Raw genomic sequence first — 23551 nt, forward strand, 5'->3', positions numbered from 1 at the left:
GACCGGCATTGCCCGGCGAGGAGAAGACATGGAGCCCGCAGCACTGGACGCGGCGACGCTGGAGAAGCTGATCTCCGCGGCCGTCGCCGCTCCGTCGATGCTCCACGCCCAGCCGTGGCGGTACCGGCTGAACCCGGAGACCGTCACCCTGGAGCTCCGGGCCGCCCCGGAGCGCGGGCTGCGGCAGGCCGACCCCATGGGCCGGGCACTGTACGTCTCCGCCGGGGCCGCGGTGTGCAATCTGCGCGTGGCCGTGGCCCACTTCGGCTGGGAGCCGGTGGTGCGGCTGCTGCCGCACCGCTCCCAGCCGGACCTGCTGGCCACCGTGCGGCTGACCGTGTCACCGCGCGGCGCCGCCGCCGCGCACCACGATGGCCTGTACGACATGATCTGGCGGCGGCCCGGCAGCCGGTACCCGTTCCCGGGGCACCGGCTGCCGCCCCGGGAGCTGGGCGTGTTCGCCGAGGCGGCGCGCGGGGACGGGGCGGCGCTGTATCCGGCGGGCCCGGAGGAGACCGCGCGGCTGCTGCGGCTGACCGCGGAGGCCGAGCGCCGCGACACCCCGGTGAACGGCCGCCCGCCGACCGCGGTCCTGGAGAGCCGGCCGACGATCGCCGTGCTCACCACCCCCCACGACCGGCGCGCCGACTGGCTGCTGGCCGGTCAGGCGCTGGAACACGTCCTGCTGCTGGCGACGGCGCACGGCGTCCGGGCGACGCTGCTGCACCAGGCGCTGGAGTGGCCCGATCTGCGCTGGGCGCTGAGCGACGGGCGGCGCGCGCCCGGCCATGTCCAGATGCTGATCCGGCTGGGGCCGGGCGTCAGCGATCCGGAAGGGGGACGGCCCACACCAGCCGGGTGCCACCGTCCGGCGGCGTGGTGAGGTCCAGTGCGCCGCCCAGCTTCTCGGCGCGCTCCGCGAGGTTGCGCAGCCCGCTGCGGCGGCCGCCGTCCGGCAGGCCGATGCCGTCGTCCGTGACGGTCAGGGTCAGCCGTCCGCCACGCACGATCAGCGAGACCTCGGCGGCGTGCGCCCGGGCGTGCCGGGCCACATTGGACAGCGCCTCGGCGAGCACCGCGACCATGTCGTCCGCGACCGGCCGCGGCACATCGGTGTCGACCAGCCCCTCGGTGCGCAGCGCGGGGGTGAAGCCGAGCGCGGGCACGGCCTCCTCGATGGTCTTGGCGGTACGGACGCGCAGCCCCTGCACCGCGGGGCCCGACTCGTGGGAGCGCAGCCCGAAGATCGTGGAACGGATGATCTTGATGGTGTCGTCGAGGTCGTCCACCACCCGCAGCAGCCGTTCGGAACCCTCCGGGTGCTGGACGAAGCGCAAGGTGCTCTGGAGCGTCATCCCAGCCGCGAACAGCCGCTGAATCGCCAGGTCGTGCAGGTCGCGGGCGATCCGGTCGCGATCCTCCAGCAGGGCGAGCTGTTCGGCGTCGCGCCGCCGCTCGGCCAGCTTCATGGCGATGGCCGCCTGGCCCGCGAAGCCGAGCAGGGTGTCCGTCTCGATCTGGGTGAAGGCGGGGCTGCGTTCGGTACGGGCGAGGGAGAGGACGCCGCCGACCCCGTCGCTGGTGCGCATCGGGACCGCGACGGCCGGGCCGAGGCCGTCCCAGCGCTGCGGACCGACCGTGATCCGGGGGTCGTGCGCGACATCGGTGCTGGTGACCGGCTCGGACGCGGTGAAGGCGGCGCCCGCGAAGGTGCCCTCGCGGGACAGCACCAGACCCCGGTGCGCCTCGGCGTCGGTGCCCGACGCCAGCGCGACCTGGAGGGAGTCGGAACCGGGGACGGGCAGCATCAGGACGCCCAGATCGGCGGAGAGGATCCGGCGGGCGTGGTCGACGATCAGCTCCAGCACTCCGGTCTCGTCCACACCGGACAGCAGGTTGTTGGTGACCTCGGCGTTCGCCTCCAGCCAGTGCTGGCGGTGCCGGGCCTCCTCGTACAGCCGGGCGTTCTCGATGGCGACCCCGGCGGCCACGGCGAGGGTGGACAGCACCGTCTCGTCCTCGCCGTCGAACTCCTTCCCGCCGCGCTTCTGGGTGAGGTAGAGGTTCCCGAACACCTCGTCCCGCACCCGGATGGGCACGCCCAGGAAGGAGTGCATCGGCGGATGGCCGGGCGGAAAGCCGTAGGAGGCGGGGTGCTCGGACAGTTCGGCCAGCCGCAGCGGCTCGGGGTGGCGGATCAGCTCGCCGAGGATGCCGTGGCCGGCCGGCAGCGAACCGATCGCCTCGCTCTGCTCCTGGCTGACGCCCACGGGCAGGAACTCGGCCAGCCGCTGCCCGTCGCCGATCACGCCCAGGGCCCCGTACTCGGCGTCCACCAGCACCACCGCGGCCTCGACGATCCGCCGCAGCACGTGGCGCAGATCCAGCTCGCGGCCGACCGAGAGGACCGCTTCCAGCAGGTTGTGCAGCCGGTCCTGGGTGCCGCGCACCGCGTCGATGCGCAGCTGCAGCTCCTCCAGCAGCTCGTCCAGGCGCAGCCGGGGCAGGTACTCGGAACTCCTCGCGTTCTCCATGCCCACCACCGTGTTTTCCCGTCAGGCCGTCCCGGCCGCCCCGTCCAGCAGTTCGCCGAGCCGGTCGAGGAAGATCTGCTGCTTGGTGACGATCTTCATCCGGGCCCGGTCGAGATCCAGCCAGGCGACCCGGTCGATCTCGGGGAACTCCCGCGTGCGGCCCGAGCCGCGCGGCCATTCCATGGTGAACGTGCCGGGCGTGATCCGCTCCGGGTCGAGGTCGCCCGCCAGGGCCCAGACCGTGACCAGCTTGCCGCCGGTCTGCCGTACGGTGCCCAGGGGACGGAGGTCGCCCGCGGGCGGCGGCAGCCCCAGCTCCTCCTGGAACTCGCGCCGCGCGGCGGCCTCGGGAAGCTCGTCCCCCGCGTACTCGCCCTTGGGCACGGACCACGCGCGCTCGTCCCTGGCGGCCCAGAACGGCCCGCCCATATGGCCCAGCAGAACCTCGGTGGCCGGTCCCGTCCCGCGGTGGAGCAGGATCCCGGCGCTGCGCTTTCCCGTCACAGTGCCAGTGTGCGCCGGAACGCGCGGGCTGCCGCGTTCAGCCCTTGAGCGCGTATCCGAGGTAGGTGACCCGCGGCCGGGCGCCGGGGGCCAGTACGAAACCGGCCATGGCCGGGATCTGCTCGTCGGTGATCCGGCCGCGGCGGCGGGCGACGGTGGCCTTGAGGAGTCCGCGCGGGTCCCGGGGCCGGAAGTCGCGGATGTCCTCGTTGCGCAGGCCGTGCCGGTCGAGGGCGGCGGTCAGTTCGGCGGGGGTGCGCAGCCGGGCCGCCGTGTAGCGGCCGGCGGGCATGATCCGGGTGAGCCCGAGGCGCTGGAAGGCGCCGAGGTAGACGAGCCGGGACAGCGGGGTGCGGTTGACGGTGTCGTAGACGAGGACGCCACCGGGGCGCAGCACCCTTGCGGCCTCGGCCAGCACCCGGTCCAGATCGGGGGTGATCTCGAAGGTGTCCGCGTAGTAGGCGAGGTCGAACGCGGCGTCCGCGAGGCCAAGTTTCTCGGCGGGCGCGGTCCGGTAGGCGACGGCGGGGTGGTCGTGCGGGTGCGTCGCGTGGGCGATGCGGGTGGCGGCGGCGGACGGGTCGAGGGCGGTGACGTCGTAGCCGAGCCGGGCCAGGCCGCGCGCCAGCAGCCCGCGGCCGCTGCCCACGACCAGGGCCCGGCGGCCGGAGGGGGTGTGGCCGACGGCCGCGAGGGTGCCGCGGAGGTACGCCAGCCGGCAGTCCTGGAAGGCGACGGCCCTGATCTGGCGGCCGTCGACCGCGTCGGGCGAGTCCACGTCCAGCTCGATGCGCACAGCGGCGGCCATCGTCTTCTCCCTCGGAGGCGGGGTGAGTTCCCTGGGGGAACCTAACATCTCGGGTTCCCCGAGGGAACTCCGGTAGGGTCGGGGCATGACCCGCACTCCGCTCGCCGACGTGGCCTGCTCGATCGCCCGCGCCACCGATCTGTTCGGCGACGCGTGGACCGCGCTGATCATGCGGGACGTGCTGACCGGGGTCAGCCGCTTCGACGACCTCGCCCATGACCTCGGCATCTCGCGCAAGGTACTGGCGGCCCGGCTGGCCCGGCTGGTCGAGGAGGGCGTCCTGCGCAAGGAGCGCTACCAGGAGCGGCCGCCGCGTGAGCACTACCGCGCGACCGAGAAGGGCGAGGAGCTGTACCCGGTGCTGCTGGCGCTGATGCGCTGGGGCGACCGCTGGTGTGCCGGTACGGACGGGGCACCGGCCCGCATCCGCCATCTCACCTGCGGCCGGGACACCACCCCCGTCACCGTGTGCGCGCACTGCGGCGATCCGCTGACCGTGGACAACACCACCCAGCTCCCGGGCCCCGGCGGGCACACCGGCCCCGGCACCCGGGTCCTGGGCCCGCTGCTCGCCTCCCGCGCACCGGAGTGACGATTCGCCGGGGCGGCCCTGGGCACCCGGCGAGGGACGCCGGGCACCCGATCCCCGAGGAGCGCTTGATCACGCGCTACGAAGAACTGACAGGCCAGATCCAGGCCCGGGCGCGGCTTCCGGACCGGCAGACCGCCGAGCGGACCGTGCGCGCGACGCTCGAAACGCTCGCCGAGCGGATCCCGGGCGGGCTGGTCGACCATCTGGCGGCGCAGCTGCCCGTGGAGGCCGCGGAGCCGATACGCCGGGTCACCGCGCCCCACGAGGGCTCGCCGGAGCAGCGAGCGCACCACCGTGACCACGACGCGCGGTTCGGCCTCACCGGCTTCGCGGGCCGGATCGCCTGGCGCACCGAGACCTCCGAGGACGAGGCGATCCGGGAGGCGAGCGCCTTCTTCGAGGTGCTGGACTCGGCCCTGGACCCGGAGCTGATGGAGAAGGTGTACGGCGTGCTGCCGAACGACATCCGGGAGCTGCTGCCCGAAGCCCGGGCCGTCCACGCCGGGGACGCGGGAGCCGGAGACACGGGAGGCGCGGGAGCCGGGAGCGCGGAGGGCGGCGGCGCGGGCGGCTGAGCGCGGGGGCAACGGGGCAACGCACCGGCGGCCGCGGGGCGTCAGGGCCTCCGCGGCCGCAGGCGGTCCACCTCCGGCCGGGAGCCGGCCGGGGGCTGCCGCTCCACCGTGCACAAACGGGGACAGACACCGCGGAGCGGCAGCCAACCGAGTCTCGGGAGGACCCGGATGAGCCGCGGAGGCGTGGGATTCCCCGGCGGCTCGTGGACGGGTACGGAGCGCATCCGTACCGGGTTCACCGTTTGTCCGATCGTGAGCATCGGGCCAAGGCGCCCCATTCCCCGGACCGCCGCCCGCCGACGGATTGCCCCCGCCCGGCCTCCTTGCCAGGCTGTCCCCATGCCCACCACGCCCCTGCCCGAGCTGGTCGATGAACTGCTCGATGGCTGCCGCCCGCTCCCCATCGTCTCCGCCGGGGCCGCCGTGCTGCGGCAACCGGCACTCCCCTACGACGGCCAGCTGTCCGGCGGCCGGCTGGAACGGCTGCTGCGGGCGATGCGCGAGACGATGCACAACGCGCCAGGGGTGGGGCTGGCCGCCCCGCAGATCGGCGTTCCGCTGCGGCTCGCGGTGATCGAGGACCCGGCCGAGGTGGCGGCCGAGGTGCGCGAGGCGCGCGGCCGGGTGCCGCAGCCGTACCGGGTGCTGGTGAATCCGTCGTACGAACCGCTCGGCGACGCCCGGGCGGCATTCTTCGAGGGGTGCCTGAGCGTCCCGGGCTGGCAGGCCGTGGTCAGCCGGCCCGAGCGGATCCGGCTGCGCGGGCAGGACGAGACGGGGCGCGAGCTGGACGAGGAGTTCACGGGTTGGCCCGCCCGCATCGTCCAGCATGAGACGGACCATCTGGACGGTGTGCTCTATCTGGATCTGGCCGAAACCCGATCCCTCTCGTCCGCGCAGGCCGTCGCCGACCACTGGTCACAGCCCACCCCGGCGGCCGCGGCACAGGCGCTCGGCTTCCCGCTCCCGGGAGAATACGGACCTCAGGGGCGCCAGGGCCGCCACGACGCCCCATAACACTTCGCCGTTCGGTCTGTGGCATGTTTTCGTCATCGGCTGGCAGTCGTCGAATCACCACGCGGACACTGTGCCGTTCGGAGCCGGAGCAAGAGTGGTGTCCTCACCGCTCCTGACGGTCCCCCTGAACGGAGAACAGGAATGTCCGTGCTCACGACGTCCCCGGCTGCGGCCTCCACGAGCTCGTACGTCACCTCCATCGCCCATACCGAGGAGCAGATCAACGCCGCGCAGCGACTGCGTTACCAGGTGTTCGGCGAAGAACGCGGAGGGGTGCTGAACTCGCCCTTCCCAGGCCGTGACGTGGACGAGTTCGACGAGGTCATGGACCACCTGATCGTCACGGACACCGCGACGGACACCGTGGTCGGCACCTACCGGCTGCTGCCCCCGGGCCGCAGCGAGCGACTGTATTCGGACACCGAATTCGATCTGCGGGGGCTCCCCGAGGACGTGCGCTCCTCGATGGTCGAGGCGGGCCGGGCCTGTGTGCACCCCGATCACCGCTCCGGCGCCGTGATCAACCTGATGTGGGCCGGCCTCGCCCGCTACGTCCTGCTGTCCGGCCACCGCTACCTCGCGGGCTGCGCTTCGGTCCCGCTCGGCGACGGCGAGCAGGCCGCGTCGAACGCCTGGCTGCTGGGCACCACCAAGCACGCCGCCCCGCCCGAGCTGCGGGTCCACCCGCTCGACCCTTGGGTTCCGACGCAGACGCTGGACGCCCGGCCCAGCTACGCCGAACTGCCGCCGCTGCTCCGCGGCTATCTGCGGGTCGGCGCCTGGATGTGCGGCTCCCCGCAGCACGACCGGAGCTTCAACGACGCCGACTTCTTCGTCCTGCTGGACACCGAGCGGATGAACGACCGCTACCGCCGCTACTTCCTCGGCGAGTCCCGGTGACCGTGCCGGTGAGCGTCAACGCGAACCTTCCGGCGCACGCGTGGGCGGCCTGGTCGCCCTGCTCCCCCAGCTGTGTGTCACACGCCGCGGCCCGGCTGCCCGCCGCCCGGATCGCCCGCCGGTACGCAGCGTTCAGCCGGGCGATCATGAGCGCGCTGATGCGGGGCGAGCGCATCGCCGACCCGGAGACGCTGCGCTCGCACGCCGCGGCGATGCTGGACGCGCTGGACATCCGGCTGGAGGTGGCGGGCGACCGCACGCTCAGCGCACCGGGCGGCACCGGCACCCTGGTGGTGGCGAACCACATCTCCTGGCTCGACATCATCGCGCTGCTCGCCGTCGAGCCGGTGGTCATGCTGGCCAAGCGGGAGGTGGGCGCCTGGCCGGTGGTCGGTCCGCTGGCGAAGCGGGCGGGCACCATGTTCATCGACCGCGGCTCGCTGCGCCAACTGCCCGGCAGCGTACGGGAGATGGCGGAGCGGCTGCGTTCCGGACAGTCGGTGATGGTCTTCCCGCAGGGCGTCACCTGGTGCTCCGGGACGGGCGGCAGCTTCCGGCGGGCCACCTTCCAGGCGGCACTCGACGCGGGTGCCCCGGTGCGGCCGGTGTCGCTGGACTACGTCCAGCACGGCGCACCGACCACGGTGGCCGCCTTCGTCGGCGAGGACGACTTCGGCACCTCGCTGCGCCGGGTGGCCAGCGCCACCGGCCTCACGGTGCGGGTGCGTACGCACCGGCCGCTGCTGCCCGCGCGCGGGACCGACGACCGCCGCACCCTGGCCGCCCGGGCACAGGCGACCGTGTGCGGTGCGCGGCTGTCGGTTCACGACTGACGGATGACCGATGGCAGGTGGCAGGTGGCAGCTGACACGCAACAGATGCCGGCTGGCGGATAGCGGATAACAGATGACAGATGACGTACGGTGTCCGGCGTTCCCCGGACACCGTACGTCCGACTCGCTAGTTCCCCTCCGTGTGCGGGATCCGCCCGGCGGGGATCACGCCGAGGCGGCCGCTCTGGAAGTCCTCGACCGCTTGGGCGATCTCGGCCTTGGTGTTCATCACGAACGGGCCGTAGTGCGCGACGGGTTCGCGGATCGGCCGCCCGCCGAGGATCAGGACGTCGAGGTTGGGGGTGCGGCTGTCCGGGCGCTCGGTGGCGGCGAGGCTCAGGGAGCCGCCCTGGCCGAAGACGGCCAGCTCGTGCGCGTCCAGCGGGCGCTGTTCGGCGCCCACCGTGCCGCGCCCGGACAAGGAGTAGACGAGCGCGTTGAAGTCGGAGCGCCAGGGCAGGTCGAGCCGGGCGCCCGGGCCGAGGGTGGCGTGGATCATGGTGATCGGGGTGAAGGTGCCGCCCGGCCCCCGGTGTCCGGCCACGTCACCGGCGATGACGCGGACCAGCGCCCCGCCGTCCGGCGAGGAGAGCAGCGCGGTCTGCGCGCCCTCGATGGACTGGTACCGCGGCGGGTTCCACTTGTTGGCGCGGGGCAGGTTCACCCACAGCTGGATGCCGTGGAAGAGGCCGCCGGAGACCACCAGATGCTCCGGAGGCGTCTCGATGTGCAGGATGCCGCCACCGGCGGTCATCCACTGGGTGGCGCCGTCGGCGATCAGCCCTCCGCCGCCATTGGAGTCCTGGTGCTCCATCTCGCCGTCGATGATGTAGGTGACGGTCTCGAAGCCGCGGTGCGGATGCCATGGGGTGCCCTTGGGCTCGCCCGGCGCGTACTCCACTTCGCCCATCTGATCCATGTGGATGAAGGGATCGAGATCGCGCAGCGAGGCCCCGGCGAAGGCCCGGTGGACCGGGAAGCCCTCCCCCTCGAAACCCCGCGGGGCGGTAGTCACCGAGCGGACCGGGCGCGGCGGGGCGCTCTGCGGATCGGGGGCGGGGACGCGGGGCAGCTGCACGGTGCTTTCGACGGTGACGGCGGGCATGGCTCTCTCCTCCCTGCGGATGCGATGTCTGGTTGAACACTAAACCATCTCGCCGCATTCCCGCACACCCGCCGAACACCGCCGCGATGTCAGGCCGGGCTCTTCACGGAGTGGGACAGGATGGGCCCGTCCTCCATCGGCTCACCGCGCCCCTTGCGGACTTTCGCGGTGCGCAGGTAGTAGATCGCCCCGGCCACGGTCAGACCGAAGACCCAGGAGAACGGGGCGACGTCCGCGAACGCCTTGCCCAGGGCGAGGACCGCGGCGACGGCCGCCGCGGGGACGAAGGCGATGATCGCCTCCGGGTTGAAGCCCTTGCGGTAGTGGTACTCCCCCGACTTGTCGGCGGAGAAGAGCGCGTCGATGTCGATGTGTCCGCGCCGCACGAAGTAGTAGTCGACGAGCAGGATCGCGACCAGCGGGCCGAGGAAGGCACCGAGCGCGCCCAGGAAGTACTGGATGACGACGGGGTTGGAGTAGAGCTTCCACGGCATGACCACGATCGCGAGGACCGCCGTGAGCATGCCGCCGCGCTTGAAGTTCAGGTACTTGGGGGCGAGGTTGGCGAAGTCGTACGCGGGGGACACGAAGTTGGCGACGACGTTGATGCCCACGGTGGCGATCATGAAGGAGATCGCGCCGACGATCGTGACCACCGGGTTGTCGATCTTCGCGATGACATGGACCGGGTCGGAGATCGCCTCCCCGAACACGGAGATGGTGCCCGCCGTCATCAGCACCGAGACGACGGCGAAGGCGGTGAAGTTCACCGGCAGCCCCAGCAGATTGCCGCGCCGGTAGGAGCGGTGGTCCGGGGTGAAGCGGGCGAAGTCGGCGTAGTTCAGCACCAGGGTGAGGAACGTGGCCACGGTCAGGCTGACCGCGATCAGGCTCTGGTGCAGCTGTTCGCCTCCGCTGAGACCGGTGAGGCTGGCGGTGAGCGAGATGTCGCCGCCCGCCTTGACCACCAGCCACAGGGCGAGCACCAGCATGACCAGCCAGACGACCGGGCCGGTCGCGAAGTCCTGCACCTTCCGGATGAATTCCATGCCGCGCGTGAGCAGCACCGCCTGCAGCGCCCACATCAGGAGGAAGGCGATCCAGCCGAGAGTGGAGAGGCCGAGCACGGAATTGTGGTCGTACGCGGCGAGGCCGGGCGCGACCTGGATGCCGAGCAGCACGACGGCCTCGGAGGCCAGCCAGGTCTGGATGCCGTACCAGGCGACGGCCATGACCGCCCGTATCAGGGCGGGGATGTTGGCGCCGTACACGCCCCAGCTCGCCCGGGCCAGCACGGGGAAGGGGACGCCGGTGCGGTGGCCCGCGTGGCCCATGCGGTTCATGAACCAGTAGACGATCGTGATGCCGGCCAGCAGGGAGAGGAAGACCTGCCAGGTGGGCAGGCCGAGGACGAAGAGGCTGGCGGCGAAGGCGTAGTTGCTGATCGCGTGGGTGTCGGACATCCACAGGGCGAAGATGCTGTACGTGCCCCATTTGCGCTCCGCCGCGGGTGCGAGGTCCGCGTTGTAGAGGCGGGGATCGGGCTGGGCGGGTACTGGCGTCGGTGAGGTCATCGGGCGCTCCGGGGGACGAGCGGGAGGAGATGAGCGGTGGATTCGCTGGCGGTCCACCGAGGGTGGTGTGCCGGAATTTCGGGGACGTTGCCGATCGGAGTCGGGAGGATCACCTCGGCGCGGTCTTTGCCGGGTCAGACCGGTTCGGAAGTTTCTTTCCGTTTCGTGGAAGTTTTTCGATGGCCAGAACATACCCGCTGAATATCTGGTGTCAATGGGTTCGACACAGGTCGGGGAGACCGGGCCACGGCCGGTGAGCGGCGCTGAACAACCAGTTCCGCTCGTACGTACCCCTGGGCGTGAGGTACGCACCGGTGCGTCGCACGCGCCGGCCGAACCAGAACGAGAGGGAGCCTGATGGAAGCTTCACCCCACCCGGTCAGAACGCGGCGCCGCCCCGGCCGGCGCATCGCGCCGGTGCTGGCGGTGGCGAGCGTGCTGCTGGCCGCCGGCTGCGGCGGCGGCAGCGGCTCCGCGGACGCCAACGCGGGCGGCAAGACGGGCGGCAAGACGGGGGCCAACGCGGGCGGCGAACGCGAAACGGCGCGGCCGGGCGGCGCGAGCGCCGCGCCCAAGCCCGCGCGGGTGGAACAACTGGCGAAGTCCGTCGGCTGCAAACCGGAGTTCACCACCAAGGTGGACGACTACCGGCAGGCGATCTGCCACAACTCCAAGGGGAAGTTCCTCTTCCTCGACTTCATCAGCATGAAGGCGCAATCCGACTGGCTGGAGACCGCGCAGATGTACGGCGGGGTCTATCTGGTCGGCAACCGCTGGGCGCTGTCGTCGTCACCGAAGAAGAACATGAAGACGCTGCGGGGCGAGTTCGGCGGCACCATCGAGGAGAGCGGCGCGTTCGGCTCCTCGCCGGGCGCGGGCTGATTCGCCCGCACCCGGCCGGACGGGGTCGTCACGGACCGCTCATACGGCGGCGAGCGCCCGGAGCGTCGCCGCCTCCCGCGGCAGCAGCCGCTCGTCGTCCCCGGGGACGAACTCCAGCAGTACGTCCAGGGGCGCGGCCGCCTGGGTGCTCAGCCGCTCGAACACGCGGCGCCACAGCGGGGCGCGCGCGGTCAGCGGCAGCCGGGTGGTACCGGGCCACCAGGAGAAGGCGTGCACGGCGGCGACCCGGCCGCCGAGCGTCTCCAGACCGGTCAGCGCCTCCGCGTCGGGCAGGTCGACCGGCGGCTGCCAGTAGGTGCGCACCCCGGCGCGGTCCACCTCCTCGAGCAGGCGGAGGGTGTGGGCGGCGCCGTCGGTGAGGGTATTGCGGTGGAACTCGTAGGCGAGTTCCACGCCCGCGTCCGCCGCGAGCGCCGCGGCGCGCCGGGTGTCCTCGACCACCGCCCGGCGCTGTTCGGGCGGCGTCGCGTCGGTGCCCGTGGCACCCGCCCAGATCCGCACCCGGGGCGCCCCGAGGGCCACCGCCGAGCGCAGCACGGCGTCGAACTCCCCCGGGTCGGTGTGTCCGGCGCGGTAGTACGAACCGTACGAGGCGACGGCGAGCCCCGCGTCCAGGGTGGCCTTGCGCACCGCCCGGGCGACGGCCTCGTCGCCCGGCGGCACATGGACGTCACCGCCCCATTCGACGCACTCCAGGCCCGCACCGGCGACGGCGGTGATCACCCGGGCCGGGTCGAGGTGGCGGAGGGTGACCGAGCAGATGCCCAGCCGGCTCACGCGGTCTCCTCCCTCACGGTAGGGACGGTGTGCGCGCTCCCGTCGCCGAAGTCCACGACGGTACGGGCGCCGTCCGGCCAGCGCACGGTGACGGTACAGCCGCCGGCCTCGGCGGCGGCGAGCCCGGTGAGCGGGTCCGGTCCGGGGTCGCCGGTGAGCGAGGCGAGCGCCACGAAGAGGGTGCCGGCCGGGTCCTCGCCGACGGTGCCGGTCAGCTCGGGCACCAGGGCCCAGGTTCCGTACGCGGTACCCCGGGGTGCCCGTACCGTACGGGAGGTGTCCCAGCCGTGCAGGCCGAGGAGCTGGCCGGTGACCTCCGCCCCGGCGAGGGACACCTCGGGGGCCCCGTCGGTCGCCTCGGTCTCGGCGGCCGTGCCCGGGGGCAGCGCGATGGCCCAGCCGGTGTGGTGGACCGCCGTCCCGGCGGGGATGTTCACGGTGCGGTGGACGCGCAGTTCCAGCCTGCCGCGCACCAGGGTCAGGCTGTCGAGGCGCGCCGCGGGCAGGACGGGCCCGCCGGGCGGGAAGAGCGGGGTGTGAGAGGAGGCCAGCCAGTCGGGTCCCGCGGCGAGCGGCTGGATGCGCAGCCGGTCGCTGCGCACCCCGCGCACCTGGAGGGCGAGGTGGTTGTCGGGGATGTTGTCGGCGCTGGTGGGGCCGGTGCGGGTGGAGTAGGCGAACCGCCCGTAGAGGGGTTCGGCGGGTGGCCGCTCCGCCTCCCAGGGGCGCACCTTGCAGCTGCCGTGGTTGTGCAGCCGCACCAGGCCGTCGCTCGCGGTGGTCTGGACGAGCAGCCCGGGGGCGGGCAGCGCGAGTACCCGGTCGGGCCCCTCGGCCGGGGCGGCCTCCTCGGGGGCGGTCCATACGGGGTGGTCGGGCGGGAGCAGCAGGCCGAGGAAGCCCTTCGACGCCCAGTACGGCGAGGCGGGTCCGGAGTAGCGCTGCACGGTCGGGACGTGCGGCCCGTACCAGCCGAGGCCGAGGATGCCGTCGGCGGTGAGCGCGCCGCGGTCGAGGAAGTGGCGGAGCGCGCCGCTGAGGAGGCGGCGGGTGGTGCCGGGCGCGAGCGGGGTGTGGCCGGTGAGCGCGCCGAGCGCCACGGCGGCCCCGGCGGCGAACCGGTAGGTGAGCGAGCGGCCGTGGTGGATGGGGGCGCCGTTCGCGTCGAAGAGCAGCGCGAAACCGTCGAGGAACTCCGCCAGGCGGGGGCCGAGACGGTCCAGCAGGGCGCGGTCCTGGGCGAGGTGGGCGTGGAGCAGCGGATACATGTGCAGCGCCCAGCCGTTGTAGTGGTCGAAGGCGCGTCCGTCGCCGTCGGAGTACCAGCCCTGCCCCTGGTACCAGCCGTCGAGCAGGCCGAGTGCGCGGTCGATGGCGCGGGCCGTTTCGGCGTCGCCCCGGCCGACGGATTCGAGGAAACCGGCGACGGTGAGCTGGAAGAGATACCAGTTGTTGGGTGCGGGCTGGTGGCGCAGCGCGCCGCGCAGCCACTCCTCGGTGCGGTCCCGGGCGCCGGGGGTCAGCGCGTCCCAGGTCCAGGGCGCGGTCAGGCGCAGCCCGAGCGCGACGGAGGCGGACTCCACCATGGGCTGTCCCTGCACCCCGTGGTGTCCGATGAGCGGCCAGGACTCGGCGTCGTCCCGCCCGGGGGTGCGGGTGCCGTGGTCGATTCCCTCGGTGTAGCGCTCCAGGAAGCCGTGTGGATCCTTGCCGTACGATCCGGCGCCGCGCAGCGCGGCGAGGAGAAAGGTGCGGGCGAACCCTTCGAGCCCGTCGGAGCGCACACCGGACTGGGACGGCGGCCCCGGCAGGTCGAGCAGCGCGTGGTGGGGGGTGGCGAAGCGGAGCGCGGCCCGCAGCAGTCCGTCGGCGGCGGCTTCCCAGTGGGCGCGGGTGTATCCGGTGTGCGGGCTGAGGGAGCGGTCGTCTTCGGGGAGTTCGAGTCGGAACATGTGGGGGTGTGTCTCCTTGTCCGGCGCGGCCGTGCTGCGGGGCCGCGCCTGCGGGGGCCGTGCCTGTGGGGCGGTTCTACGCGGAGCGGTCCAGCCGTTCGTGACGTACGGGATGCGCGAAGTCCCGCCCGGCCACATAGTTTTCGACCTCGCCGATCGCGAGGTCGGCCAGGCGCCGCAGCTCACCGCTCTTCGACCCGGCGATGTGCGGGGTGAGGAGTACGTTGTCGCAGGTGTACAGCGGCGACTCGGCCGGCAGGACCTCCGGCACGGTGACGTCGAGGACCGCGTGGATGCGCCCGGCCACCACCTCGTCCGTCAGCGCCGCCTGGTCCAGCACCGCCCCCCGCGCGGTGTTGATCAGGGTGGCGCCGTCCGGCATGGCGGCCAGCAGCTCCCGGCCGACCAGGCCACGGGTGGCGGGCAGCAGCGGGGTGTGCACGCTGACGATGTCGCTGGTGGCGAACAGCTCCCGCAGACCCACCTGCCTGACTCCCAGTTCCTGGGCGTCCCGCGCCGTCACATACGGGTCGTACAGCTGGACGTCGAGGTCGTACGGCTCCAGCAGGGCGATCACCCGGCGACCGATTTCCGAGGCGCTGAGGATGCCGACCGTCCGGCGGTAGTTGCCCGCCTCCGGGTAGCGTGCGCTCCAGTCGGCGGCGCGCCGTTCGGCGCGGTAGTCGCGGGCCATCTCCAGGACGCGCTTGTTGGAGAGCAGGATCATGGCCAGGGTGTACTCGGCGACGGGCACGGCGTTGGCCGCGGCCGCCGAGGAGACCGCGATGCCGCGCTCCCAGCAGGCGTCGGTGATGTGGTGGCGTACCGTCCCGGCGGTGTGGACGACGGCACGGAGCCGGGGTGCCGCGTCCAGGGCACGGCGGTCCAGCGGCGGGCAGCCCCAGCCGGTGACCAGCAGTTCGGTGTCGGCGAGGGCGCGGCGCGCGGCCGGGGTGGTGAAGTCGTCGAGGACGAGGTCCGGGTCGAGGTCGAGGAGTGCGGTGAGCCGGTCCAGCGCGCCGGAGCCCAGCACCTGGCGGGCGGTGCGCGCCGCCATGGCCAGGGCGGCGCGCGGGCGAGGGCCGAACGGCGGCTGCGGTTGCGGCGGCTGCGAGGCGGTCACTTGACACTCCCTGCGGTCAGTCCGGACTTCCAGTAGCGCTGCAGCATCACGAACGCCACGATCAGCGGTACGACGGCGAGCAGCGAGCCGATGACGACCAGCGGGTAGTACTCGGGCGAGACGGTGGCGGAGCTGTTCCAGGTGTAGAGGCCGAGGCTGAGCGGATACAGGTGCTGGTCGGACAGCATCACCATGGGAAGGAAGAAGTTGTTCCAGATGGCCGTGAGCTGGAACAGGAAGACGGTCACGAAGCCGGGGCCGAGCATGCGCAGGCTGACCCGCACATAAGTCTGCAGTTCGCCCGCGCCGTCGACGCGGGACGCCTCCAGCACCTCGTTCGGCACATAGCCGCTGCTGAGCAGGCGGGCGAGGTAGACGCCGAAGGGGTTGAAGAGGACGGGGATGAAGACCGCCCAGAAGGTGTTCACCATGCCGATGCCGGAGGCCACCAGGTACAGCGGCAGGGCGAGGACGGTGGGCGGCACCATGACGCCCGTGAGCACGAGGGCGAACAGCTTCTCCTTGTGCCGGAACTCGTACTTGTCGAACGCGTAGCCCGCGGCGACGCTGATCAGGGAGCCGGTCAGGGCGCCGACGACCGCGTACAGCAGGCTGTTGACGTACCACTCGCCGTACAGCCCGCCGTCCATGGAGAACAGGTCGGAGAGGTTGCTCGCGAAGGAGAAGTTGCCGAAGGAGAGGATGTCGCTGCCGAAGAGGGCTTCGGCGTTCTTGGTGGACGCCAGCAGCAGCCACAGGGCGGGCAGCATGGTGTAGAGGGCGGCGATCAGGACGACGGCGTTGGCCACGCCGCGGCTGGTCAGCCGGGACCGGCCGCCGGCTCTGGGGGTGCGCAGCGTGCTGGTCGGGGTGGTCGTGGTCATCGCGCGCTCCGTTCCCGGCGGCCCGACCAGCGCGTCACGGCGTACGACAGGGCGCAGGTGACGACGAGGAGGATGACCGAGGCCGCGGAGGCGAGTCCGTAGTTGTTGCGGCGGAAGGCCGCGTCATAGATGTACATGTTCGGGGTGAAGCGGGAGTTGACCATCGGGGTGGCCTGGTTCATCAGCATGGGCTCGGTGAACAGCTGCAGCGCGCCGATCAGGGAGAACATGCACACCATCACCAGGGAGCCCCGGATGATGGGCACCTTGACCTGGAGCGCGGTGCGGATGCCGCCCGCGCCGTCGATGGTCGCCGCCTCGATCACCTCGCGTGGCAGCGCCTGGAGCGCGGCATAGAAGATGATCATGTTGTAGCCGAGTCCGCTCCACAGGGCGATGTTGACGATCGACGGCAGCACGGTGTGCAGGCCGAGGAAGTCGATGGTGATGTCGGCCTGGGCGAACACCTTGATGATCGGGCTGAGCCCGGGGGTGTAGAGGTACAGCCAGATGACGGCCGCGATGATGCCGGGCACGGCGTGCGGCAAGTACAGCAGCATCTGCGCGGTCCGCCGCAGCCGGACCAGGCCCGAGTCCAGCAGCAGGGCGATCACCAGGGCGCCGAGGACCACCAGGGGAACGAAGATGACGCAGTACAGGGCGATGGTGCCGAACCCGGTGAGGAAGCTCGGGTCCTGGAGCACCGCGAGGTAGCTGCGCAGTCCGGTGAAGACGGTACGCCCGCCACCGAAGCCGAGCCCTTCGTGGTCCTCGGCGAAGAAGCTGAGGTAGATGGCGTAGCCGACGGGGACCAGGAACACGGCGATGAGCAGTGCCGTGAAAGGCGTCAGCAGCACGGCGGCGGCGATCCGCTGCTGGCGCCGCCCGGTTCTGGAAGGCGGATCGGCGGCGGCCGCCGGTGGCGGCGCCGTCGGTTTCGAGGAGATGACGGTACTCACGGGATACCTCGGCTCACGGTGAAGAGGGAAACCGGCTCAAGGGGGACACAGCGCGGATGACGGGGGTTCAGCGGGTGGTGACCGACAGGCCGAGGCTCTTCAGATCGGGCATCGTCCGGCTCTGGGCATCGCGCAGGGCCTCCAGCACGCTGCCGCTCCCGGCACCGGCCTTGGCGAGCCCGTCGTCACCGGAGGTGGTCGTCGACACCATCCGCGGCCCCCACTTCCAGGAGGGGTCGATCAGCTTGGCCTGCTCATCGAAGAGGCCGAAGATGTCCTGGCCGGAGAAGTAGCTGGTGTCCATCTCCTTGCGGGCGACCGGGACCAGGCCGGGCACCGACGGGAAGGCACTGCTGACACCGCTGGAGAGCTTGGCGCGCAGGGCGTCGGGGCTGGTGACCATCCAGGAGATGAACTCCATGGCCTCCTTGGGATGGTTGCTGTCCTTGGTGACCATGAACGTCGAGCCGCCCTGGGTGCTCACCTTCGGCTTGGCCGCGTCCCACTGCGGCACCGGGGCGATGGCCCACTTGCCCTTGCCGTCGGGGGTGGACGCCATCATGGAGCCCGCGGCCCAGGCGCCCGCCAGATAACCGGCCGTCTCACCGCTGCGCAGATGGGCCCGCCACTGCTGGCTGGACCCGGGCTCCACGCGCACCAGGTCGTCGTCCTTCAGGCCCTGCCAGTACTCGGCGACCTTGCGGGTGGGGGCGTCGTCCATGGACACGCGCCAGGTGTCGGCGGAGGTGTCGTACCACTGGCCGCCGGCCTGCCAGGCGTACGCGGCCATGTAGAGGGTGCCGCCGGTGGTGAAGAGGCTGGCGATACGGGAACGGGGCTCGGCCTTCTTGAGCTTGCGGGCCGAACTCTCGAACTCCGCCCAGGTCTTGGGGACCGGGATGTGGTTCTTGGTGAAGATGTCCTTGCGGTACAGGAAGACCATCGGCTCGATGTCCACCGGTACGGCGTAGGTGCGCCCGTCGAAGGTGGTGAGGTCCAGCGCCTGCGGAAGGATCTTGCGGCGCACCGAGTCGGGCAGCAGCTTGCTGATGTCCCGGGGCACGCCGTCGATGGTGAAGCCGGGCAGCTGGGGGTATTCGATGGTGGCCACGTCGGGGGCGTTGCCCGCGCGTGCGGCGTTGCTGAGCTTGGCCCATCCGCCCTGTTCCCCCGAGGGGACCTGGGCGTAGTCGACCTTGATGTCGGTGTGGGTGCGGTTGAACTCGTCCACCACCTCCTGGCTGCCGCGCAGCGCGGACCAGAAGGTGAGGCGGACGGGGCCGTCCTTGGCGGTGTTCGCTCCGCCGCCGCCGGAACAGCCGGTCAGCAGGAGGGCGAGCAGTGTGAGCAGTGCCGTTGTTACGGCTGTCGCCCGGCGTCCGGTAGCCGCGCGTCCTGGGCGTCTGTGGCCAGGCATGGACCCTCCCCTGTTCGCGGTGGAGTCAGGGGGAATCCTGATCGCTTGACGGAAATACCGTCAATAGATCGAACAGAAGAAACCAAAGCGGTCAAACGATCAGACAAGCGGGGCGGTCGAATCCCGGACCACCAGACCGGGCAACAGCTCCAGGTGGCGGGCGGCCCCCGGCCACCGGCCCTCCCGGGCGTGGTCGAGCTGCCGTAGCAGCAGCCCGAGGGCGGCCCTGCCGACCTCCGCCTTGGGCGGGGCGACGGCCGTCAGCGCGATCTGGCCCATGTCGGCCACCACGTCGTTGTACGCGACCACCGAACAGTCCCGCGGCACCTCGACACCGGCCTCCCGCAGCCGCTGGACCAGCACCAGCGCTTCCATGTCGCCGTGGATCAGCGCCGCAGTCGCCCGGGTCCGGCGCAGCGTCTCCGCCAGGTCGACCGCCCGCGGATCGGCGGCGCGCGGGTCGGGGCCCGCGGTGCGCGAGCTGAGGATGGCCGTACAGCCCTCGGCGATGCCCCGGGCCTCCGTCTGCTCGGCGAACTCCGACCGGATCACCCTGGCGGTCGGGCTGTCGTCGCGCGCGGCCAGCACGACGCGCCGATGGCCGAGGGACATCAGATGCCCCAGCGCCAGATGCACCCCGTACGCGTGATCCGAGCGCACACAGTCCAGCTCGTACAGGGAGCTACGGCGCTCCGGGCGGCGCTCCAGCAGCACCACGGGCACGTCCAGCGCCCGCAGCCAGGAGTGATCCCGCGCCGCCTCGGCCGCCGTGCGCCAGTGCGGCGAGAGCAGCAGCCCGCGCGCCCCGGCCTCCAGCGCCGAGCGCACCGCGGTGCGCTCGGCGTCGTCCTCGTCGGCCGCGATGTGCAGCGCGAGCCGCAGCCCCGCCTTCTCGGCGGCCTCCCGGGCCGCCTGCACGGCCTGGGTCAGATAGGTGTTGCGCTCGGGGATCACCATGCCGACGGTGTCGCCGGTGGCGGTGGACTCCTCGGCCATCGGCTGCAGCGAACGGGCCACCCCATGACCGCGGCGCACCTCACCGCGGCGGGCCAGCTCCTCGACGTCCCGCCGTATGGTGACGACGGAAACCCCCAGCTCATCCGCGAGATCGGTGATCCGCGCGAGGCCCCGGGACTCCACCAAACCCGCGATCCGCGCCTGCCGCTTCCGCGCCGACTCCCGCATGTCCTACCGCCCGTCTCGCCGGACGCGTGCGGCCGGACTGTGCGTCGACGCGATCGGCTTTCGTTATCCGCTGAACACCGCCATAGTAGCGATCATTCGATCAGCGGCAGCGGGGGCGTCGTCACACACCGGGCGGGAAGCCGTCCGGGAAGCCATCAGGGGGGTAGCGGCGCATCAGCCACTCGGCCTGCACCTCCAGCACACGTTGCTTGCGGCGACCGGCGCGCAGCATCAGCATCAGCGCCGCCTCCAGGAGGACGAAGAAGACGACCGGCACCAGCAGCACCGGCTTGCCGGTCTGGATCAGCTCCACCACCAGTCCGATGGCGCCGAACAGCACCAGCACCATGGCCGGGACCAGCTTGACGAGGCTGCGCTCCCGCTCGATCATCTCGGCGTGGTTCCGGGCGGCCCGGGCGCTGCGGCCGTGGAAGGCCGGATGCCGGGCGGCCACCTCGAAGGGCGTACCGGGCGGAACCGCCTCCCGCCGCGCCCCGGCGTCCTGGTCGGGTACGAAGACGCGGTAGCGGACCGACTTGGAGCCCCGGGTGCGCAGGTGGCGGTAGCCGTACGCGGTGGCCAGCTGGACCGCCTGCTCGGGGCGGAGTTCGGTGGTGCAGATGTCCACTTCGGGCCGCCCGTCGAAGAGATGGGCGTAGTGGCCGGGCAACTCTTGGCGCGCCTGGGCCATCCGCTTCGACAACGTCCCTCGTACCGCGGCCACGTCCCACCTCTTGTTGCACCCTGCCGACCGGCTGACCGGGCACACGCTACCTGCGCCGCGGATGGGCCGTACCGGCAGGTCAGAGGTGATCGGAAACCGCGCGCCGGCATAGCGTCATACGTCAGGAAACCGACGATGACGGCCGGTCAGCGGACCCTCGGTCCTACGCGGCTTCGGGCCCGCCGGGCGGCTGCCCGCTCCGGCCCTGTCCCCTATAACGGCTCTCCCCTATATAGAGGACAGGCACGAAGGGGCGGGCCGGACGAGATGAAGAGGAGGGACGGCCCAAGGCGGGACCCGCCGCGACATCACCGTCCGGCGGGAGACCCCGGCCCCCCGGGAGCAGCCGGACCACCGCGGCGCCCGTCCCCTCCTCGGCGGGCTCGTGGGGCGCGGTCCCGGGTGGCGCGGGAATCAGGTCCCAGACCGATGGCAGCACCCGCAACGGCGCCCCCGACGGGACCGGCGCCGCCACCGGCGCCGGCGGTACCGGCGGTTTCCGCGCGGAACGGTTTCCCGGGACGGTCCGCGAAACACTGGTCACCGACGTCGGGTTCATCGCGGTCGCTCGCACGGCTTGGGCCCTTCCGGTCGTGGTGATGGCGGGGGGTTCTCCCTGCCGTACGTACGGCCGCGCCGCTGTGCTCAACGCACCGGAAAAAAATTTTGAGCCGGTGGGCGTTCCGGGACGAATCAGGGCGAATCCATGACTCCAACGCGCGGGCGCGGAGAATAGCAGCGGACAGAGATCCCTGTCCCGGCTTTATTCACTAGTGATGAGGTCTCCACGACCGTGCCACACCAGGCACTAGCGTCCGGTGTCACTCCGAAGCAAGGAGGGCGCTGTGCGATCAGCAATCCTGAGCAGATCCATCGCATCCAGCCGTACGATCGGCAGCGGGCTCATCATTGGTGCGCTCGCCGTTACGCTCGCGGCAATCCTCATCCCCGTGAGCCTGTTCAGTTCGAGCAGCGCCGCGGTACTGCCCAACGGCGTCTCGGACGACGGCGGGGGGACGGTCAGCACCCAGTACGGACCACTCACGCCGACCGATCGGGACTTCGTACGCAAGGTCAAGCTCGCCGGGCTCTGGGAACTCCCCTCTGGACGCATGGGCAAGGAGCGCGGCACCACGGAGGCCGTCAAGAGCGCGGCTCAGCACCTCATCGACGGCCACACCGAACTCAACCGCCGTACGGACGAAGTCGCCCAGGCCCTGGGTGTCGCCCTGCCCACACAGCCCAACGACCAGCAGCAGGGCTGGCTGGACGAGATGACCCAGGCACCCAGCAGCGCGGAATTCGAGCGCTTGTTCGCTCAATTCCTGCGCAGTGCACACGGGAAGGTGTTCAATCTGGTGGCGCAGGTACGTGCCCAGAGCAAGAACTCCATGGTCAGGTCTCTGGCCACCAGGGCCAACACCATCGTTCTCGACCACATCACGGCTCTCGAGGACACCGGGCTTGTCGACTACGACGCCCTCTAACGACTAAGTGAAGTGATCTCATGAGGCAACAGACCCACAAGCGCGGGCGGTTCAAGAACAAAACGGTCGCCATCGTCGCCGCCCTGGCACTCGGCGGCGGCGGGGCCGCGATCATCACCGCCAACGCGTCCGCAAGCGGTGACAAGAACGCTTCCGCCCAAGGTGGCGCGGTTTCAGCGAAATCCGCCGGTGGCACGATCAGCTGCCCCGATGTGAGCCAGAAGCTGAGCGGCGATGTGCCGAAGGGTTCCCAGTCCCAGGTCGCCAAGGGCCTCGGTGAGCTGGACAACCAGGTGGCCACCGCCTACCAGCAGATGAACAAGGGCCAGGCCTCGGGCGACGAAGTGCTGAGCAAGCTCAACGACCAGCGCCAGCAGACGCTCAGCCAGATGGGCCAGGCGATGGGCCAGGGCGGCGGGCAGAACGCCCAGCTGCAGGGCATGAGCGAATGCAAGATGCAGCAGGTCGCGCAGGCCGGTCAGCAGGGCGGCCAGCAGCAGGACCAGCAAGGTGGCCAGCAGCAGGACCAACAGGGTCAGCAAGGCCAGCAGGATGGTCAGCAGCAGGACCAGCAGGGTGGCCAGCAGCAAGGTGGCGACCAGCAGCAGGGCGGCGACCAGGGCGGCCAGCAGCAGGGCGGCGAGGGCGCCAACGACGTGCCCGGCAACGCCGGCGGCCAGGCGGGCAACGGCCCTGCGCAGAACGACTTCGTCGACATCACCAAGGTGCAGCCGAACGCCCAGAAGGCGCCGCAGGCGGGTGCCAACGGCTCGACCGGCACCTTCACCTCGGAGTGCGGCGTCGGCGAGGCGGGCCTGCGCAACAGCGACAACGTCATCGTCGCCCCCGGTGTCTCCAACGGCGCCCACCACATGCACGACTACGTGGGCAACGACGCCAACGACGCCTTCGCCAACAACCAGACCTTCGAGCAGGCGGGCACCTCCTGCTCCAACGGCGACAAGTCGACCTACTACTGGCCGGTGGTCCGCCTCCAGGACGGCAAGGACGAGGCCGACGCCAACCAGCTCGGCGGTGGCCAGGAAGGCAACGTCGGCACGATCCTGACCCCGAAGGCCTCCAAGATCGAGTTCAAGGGCAACGCCCAGAGCAAGGTCGAGGCCATGCCGAAGTTCCTCCGGATCATCACCGGTGACGCCAAGGCCTTCACCAACGGCGATGCCAACGCCAACGCCTCCTGGAGCTGCAGCGGCTTCGAGGACCGTCAGCTGACGGACAAGTACCCGCTCTGCCCCCAGGGCAGTGACCTGCTGCGCACCTTCGACTTCCAGGGTTGCTGGGACGGCAAGAACATCGACAGCGCCAACCACCGTGACCATGTGAAGAACGCCGGCGCGGACGGCTCCTGCCCCCAGGGCTTCAAGGCCATCCCGCAGCTGGTGAACACCATCAGCTACGAGAACCCGGGGAACACCCCGTTCGCCGTGGACGGCTTCCCCGAGCAGTTGCACAAGCCCATCACCGATCACGACGACTTCATCAACGTGATGCCGGATGACCTCATGAAGAAGGCCGTGGACTGCATCAACAGCGGCCAGCAGTGCACCTGATGGGTGGCGAACACCAGGCGCGGGGCGGGCCCCCCCGCCGGGCGCGCCCCCCCGCCGGCCCCCCACCAGCCGGGGGGGGGGCGGCCGCCCCCCCCACCCCCGGGGGCCCACCCCCCCCCCCCCCCCC

Annotated in this window: 22 protein-coding genes; 9 read left to right on the plus strand and 13 right to left on the minus strand. The window is 71.6% G+C overall.

Features of this window, described 5'->3' with window-relative positions:
- The first annotated feature begins 28 nt into the window (after positions 1-28).
- Entirely contained in the window at positions 29-883 is an 855-nt protein-coding gene (locus ACFZCY_RS16030; RefSeq protein WP_391173114.1) for a hypothetical protein, read from the plus strand.
- On the opposite strand, the gene ACFZCY_RS16035 is transcribed toward ACFZCY_RS16030, so the two are convergent.
- From ACFZCY_RS16035 to ACFZCY_RS16045, 3 genes are read right to left on the minus strand one after another with little or no spacing between them, the layout of a single operon-like run.
- On the minus strand, positions 822-2534 hold the full coding sequence (locus ACFZCY_RS16035) for a GAF domain-containing protein (RefSeq protein ID WP_391173117.1): 1713 nt from the start codon (positions 2532-2534) through the stop codon (positions 822-824). The two genes, ACFZCY_RS16030 and ACFZCY_RS16035, sit on opposite strands and share 62 nt — an antisense overlap.
- 21 nt (positions 2535-2555) lie before the next feature.
- Positions 2556-3038 (minus strand): NUDIX domain-containing protein, encoded by a 483-nt coding sequence (locus ACFZCY_RS16040; protein WP_391173119.1) that lies wholly within the window; start codon positions 3036-3038, stop codon positions 2556-2558.
- A gap of 37 nt (positions 3039-3075) precedes the next feature.
- Entirely contained in the window at positions 3076-3846 is a 771-nt protein-coding gene (locus tag ACFZCY_RS16045; protein WP_391173121.1) for a methyltransferase domain-containing protein, read from the minus strand.
- Between the two features lie 85 nt (positions 3847-3931).
- Here ACFZCY_RS16045 and ACFZCY_RS16050 point away from each other — a divergent pair, with 85 nt between their 5' ends.
- From ACFZCY_RS16050 to ACFZCY_RS16070, 5 genes are all read left to right on the plus strand, one after another.
- On the plus strand, positions 3932-4438 hold the full coding sequence (locus ACFZCY_RS16050) for a winged helix-turn-helix transcriptional regulator (RefSeq protein ID WP_391173123.1): 507 nt from the start codon (positions 3932-3934) through the stop codon (positions 4436-4438).
- A 65-nt stretch (positions 4439-4503) separates the two neighbouring features.
- Positions 4504-5013, plus strand: a complete 510-nt coding sequence (locus ACFZCY_RS16055; protein ID WP_391173126.1) for a DUF2267 domain-containing protein — start codon at positions 4504-4506, stop codon at positions 5011-5013.
- 339 nt (positions 5014-5352) lie between these two features.
- Complete coding sequence (locus ACFZCY_RS16060; protein WP_391173129.1) at positions 5353-6030, plus strand: peptide deformylase; 678 nt, start codon at positions 5353-5355, stop codon at positions 6028-6030.
- Positions 6031-6171: 141 nt separating this feature from the next.
- The gene (locus ACFZCY_RS16065) at positions 6172-6930 is read left to right on the plus strand and encodes a GNAT family N-acyltransferase (protein ID WP_391173132.1); all 759 of its coding nucleotides are present in this window, start codon (positions 6172-6174) and stop codon (positions 6928-6930) included.
- 74 nt (positions 6931-7004) lie between these two features.
- A complete protein-coding gene (locus ACFZCY_RS16070; RefSeq protein ID WP_391173135.1) occupies positions 7005-7763 on the plus strand; it encodes a 1-acyl-sn-glycerol-3-phosphate acyltransferase in 759 nt (252 codons plus the stop codon).
- A gap of 127 nt (positions 7764-7890) precedes the next feature.
- On the opposite strand, the gene ACFZCY_RS16075 is transcribed toward ACFZCY_RS16070, so the two are convergent.
- Together ACFZCY_RS16075 and ACFZCY_RS16080 are read right to left on the minus strand one after the other, a co-directional pair.
- Positions 7891-8868: a pirin family protein gene (locus tag ACFZCY_RS16075; RefSeq protein WP_391173138.1), complete on the minus strand. Its 978-nt coding sequence runs from the start codon at positions 8866-8868 to the stop codon at positions 7891-7893.
- Between the two features lie 89 nt (positions 8869-8957).
- Positions 8958-10442, minus strand: a complete 1485-nt coding sequence (locus tag ACFZCY_RS16080; protein ID WP_391173139.1) for a cytosine permease — start codon at positions 10440-10442, stop codon at positions 8958-8960.
- Between the two features lie 357 nt (positions 10443-10799).
- On the opposite strand from ACFZCY_RS16080, the gene ACFZCY_RS16085 reads away from it, so the two are divergent.
- Positions 10800-11324 carry a hypothetical protein gene (locus ACFZCY_RS16085; RefSeq protein WP_391173142.1) on the plus strand — a complete coding sequence of 175 codons (525 nt, stop codon included), beginning with the start codon at positions 10800-10802 and terminating at the stop codon, positions 11322-11324.
- Between the two features lie 39 nt (positions 11325-11363).
- Here ACFZCY_RS16085 and ACFZCY_RS16090 read toward each other — a convergent pair whose 3' ends face one another.
- From ACFZCY_RS16090 to ACFZCY_RS16125, 8 genes are all read right to left on the minus strand, one after another.
- Positions 11364-12122 carry a TIM barrel protein gene (locus ACFZCY_RS16090; protein ID WP_391173145.1) on the minus strand — a complete coding sequence of 253 codons (759 nt, stop codon included), beginning with the start codon at positions 12120-12122 and terminating at the stop codon, positions 11364-11366.
- A complete protein-coding gene (locus tag ACFZCY_RS16095; protein WP_391173147.1) occupies positions 12119-14074 on the minus strand; it encodes a DUF2264 domain-containing protein in 1956 nt (651 codons plus the stop codon). The genes ACFZCY_RS16090 and ACFZCY_RS16095 overlap by 4 nt, the downstream gene beginning before the upstream one ends.
- A gap of 76 nt (positions 14075-14150) precedes the next feature.
- On the minus strand, positions 14151-15131 hold the full coding sequence (locus ACFZCY_RS16100; RefSeq protein ID WP_391173678.1) for an NAD(P)-dependent oxidoreductase: 981 nt from the start codon (positions 15129-15131) through the stop codon (positions 14151-14153).
- Between the two features lie 62 nt (positions 15132-15193).
- Entirely contained in the window at positions 15194-16081 is an 888-nt protein-coding gene (locus ACFZCY_RS16105; RefSeq protein WP_391173150.1) for an ABC transporter permease subunit, read from the minus strand.
- Complete coding sequence (locus ACFZCY_RS16110) at positions 16078-17040, minus strand: ABC transporter permease subunit (RefSeq protein ID WP_391173153.1); 963 nt, start codon at positions 17038-17040, stop codon at positions 16078-16080. Before ACFZCY_RS16110 ends, ACFZCY_RS16105 begins: the two co-directional genes overlap by 4 nt.
- Before the next feature lie 67 nt (positions 17041-17107).
- Entirely contained in the window at positions 17108-18457 is a 1350-nt protein-coding gene (locus ACFZCY_RS16115) for an extracellular solute-binding protein (protein ID WP_391173155.1), read from the minus strand.
- A gap of 99 nt (positions 18458-18556) precedes the next feature.
- Entirely contained in the window at positions 18557-19642 is a 1086-nt protein-coding gene (locus ACFZCY_RS16120) for a substrate-binding domain-containing protein (RefSeq protein ID WP_391173158.1), read from the minus strand.
- A 121-nt stretch (positions 19643-19763) separates the two neighbouring features.
- Complete coding sequence (locus ACFZCY_RS16125; RefSeq protein ID WP_391173160.1) at positions 19764-20366, minus strand: hypothetical protein; 603 nt, start codon at positions 20364-20366, stop codon at positions 19764-19766.
- Positions 20367-21316: 950 nt separating this feature from the next.
- Here ACFZCY_RS16125 and ACFZCY_RS16130 point away from each other — a divergent pair.
- Together ACFZCY_RS16130 and ACFZCY_RS16135 are read left to right on the plus strand one after the other, a co-directional pair.
- Complete coding sequence (locus tag ACFZCY_RS16130) at positions 21317-21853, plus strand: DUF4142 domain-containing protein (protein ID WP_391173163.1); 537 nt, start codon at positions 21317-21319, stop codon at positions 21851-21853.
- A gap of 20 nt (positions 21854-21873) precedes the next feature.
- Complete coding sequence (locus tag ACFZCY_RS16135) at positions 21874-23424, plus strand: DUF1996 domain-containing protein (protein WP_391173165.1); 1551 nt, start codon at positions 21874-21876, stop codon at positions 23422-23424.
- Positions 23425-23551 lie beyond the last annotated feature (127 nt).

Origin of the sequence: Streptomyces sp. NPDC007983 (assembly GCF_042958345.1) — a bacterium.
In the GTDB taxonomy this organism is placed as follows: Bacteria; Actinomycetota; Actinomycetes; order Streptomycetales; family Streptomycetaceae; genus Streptomyces.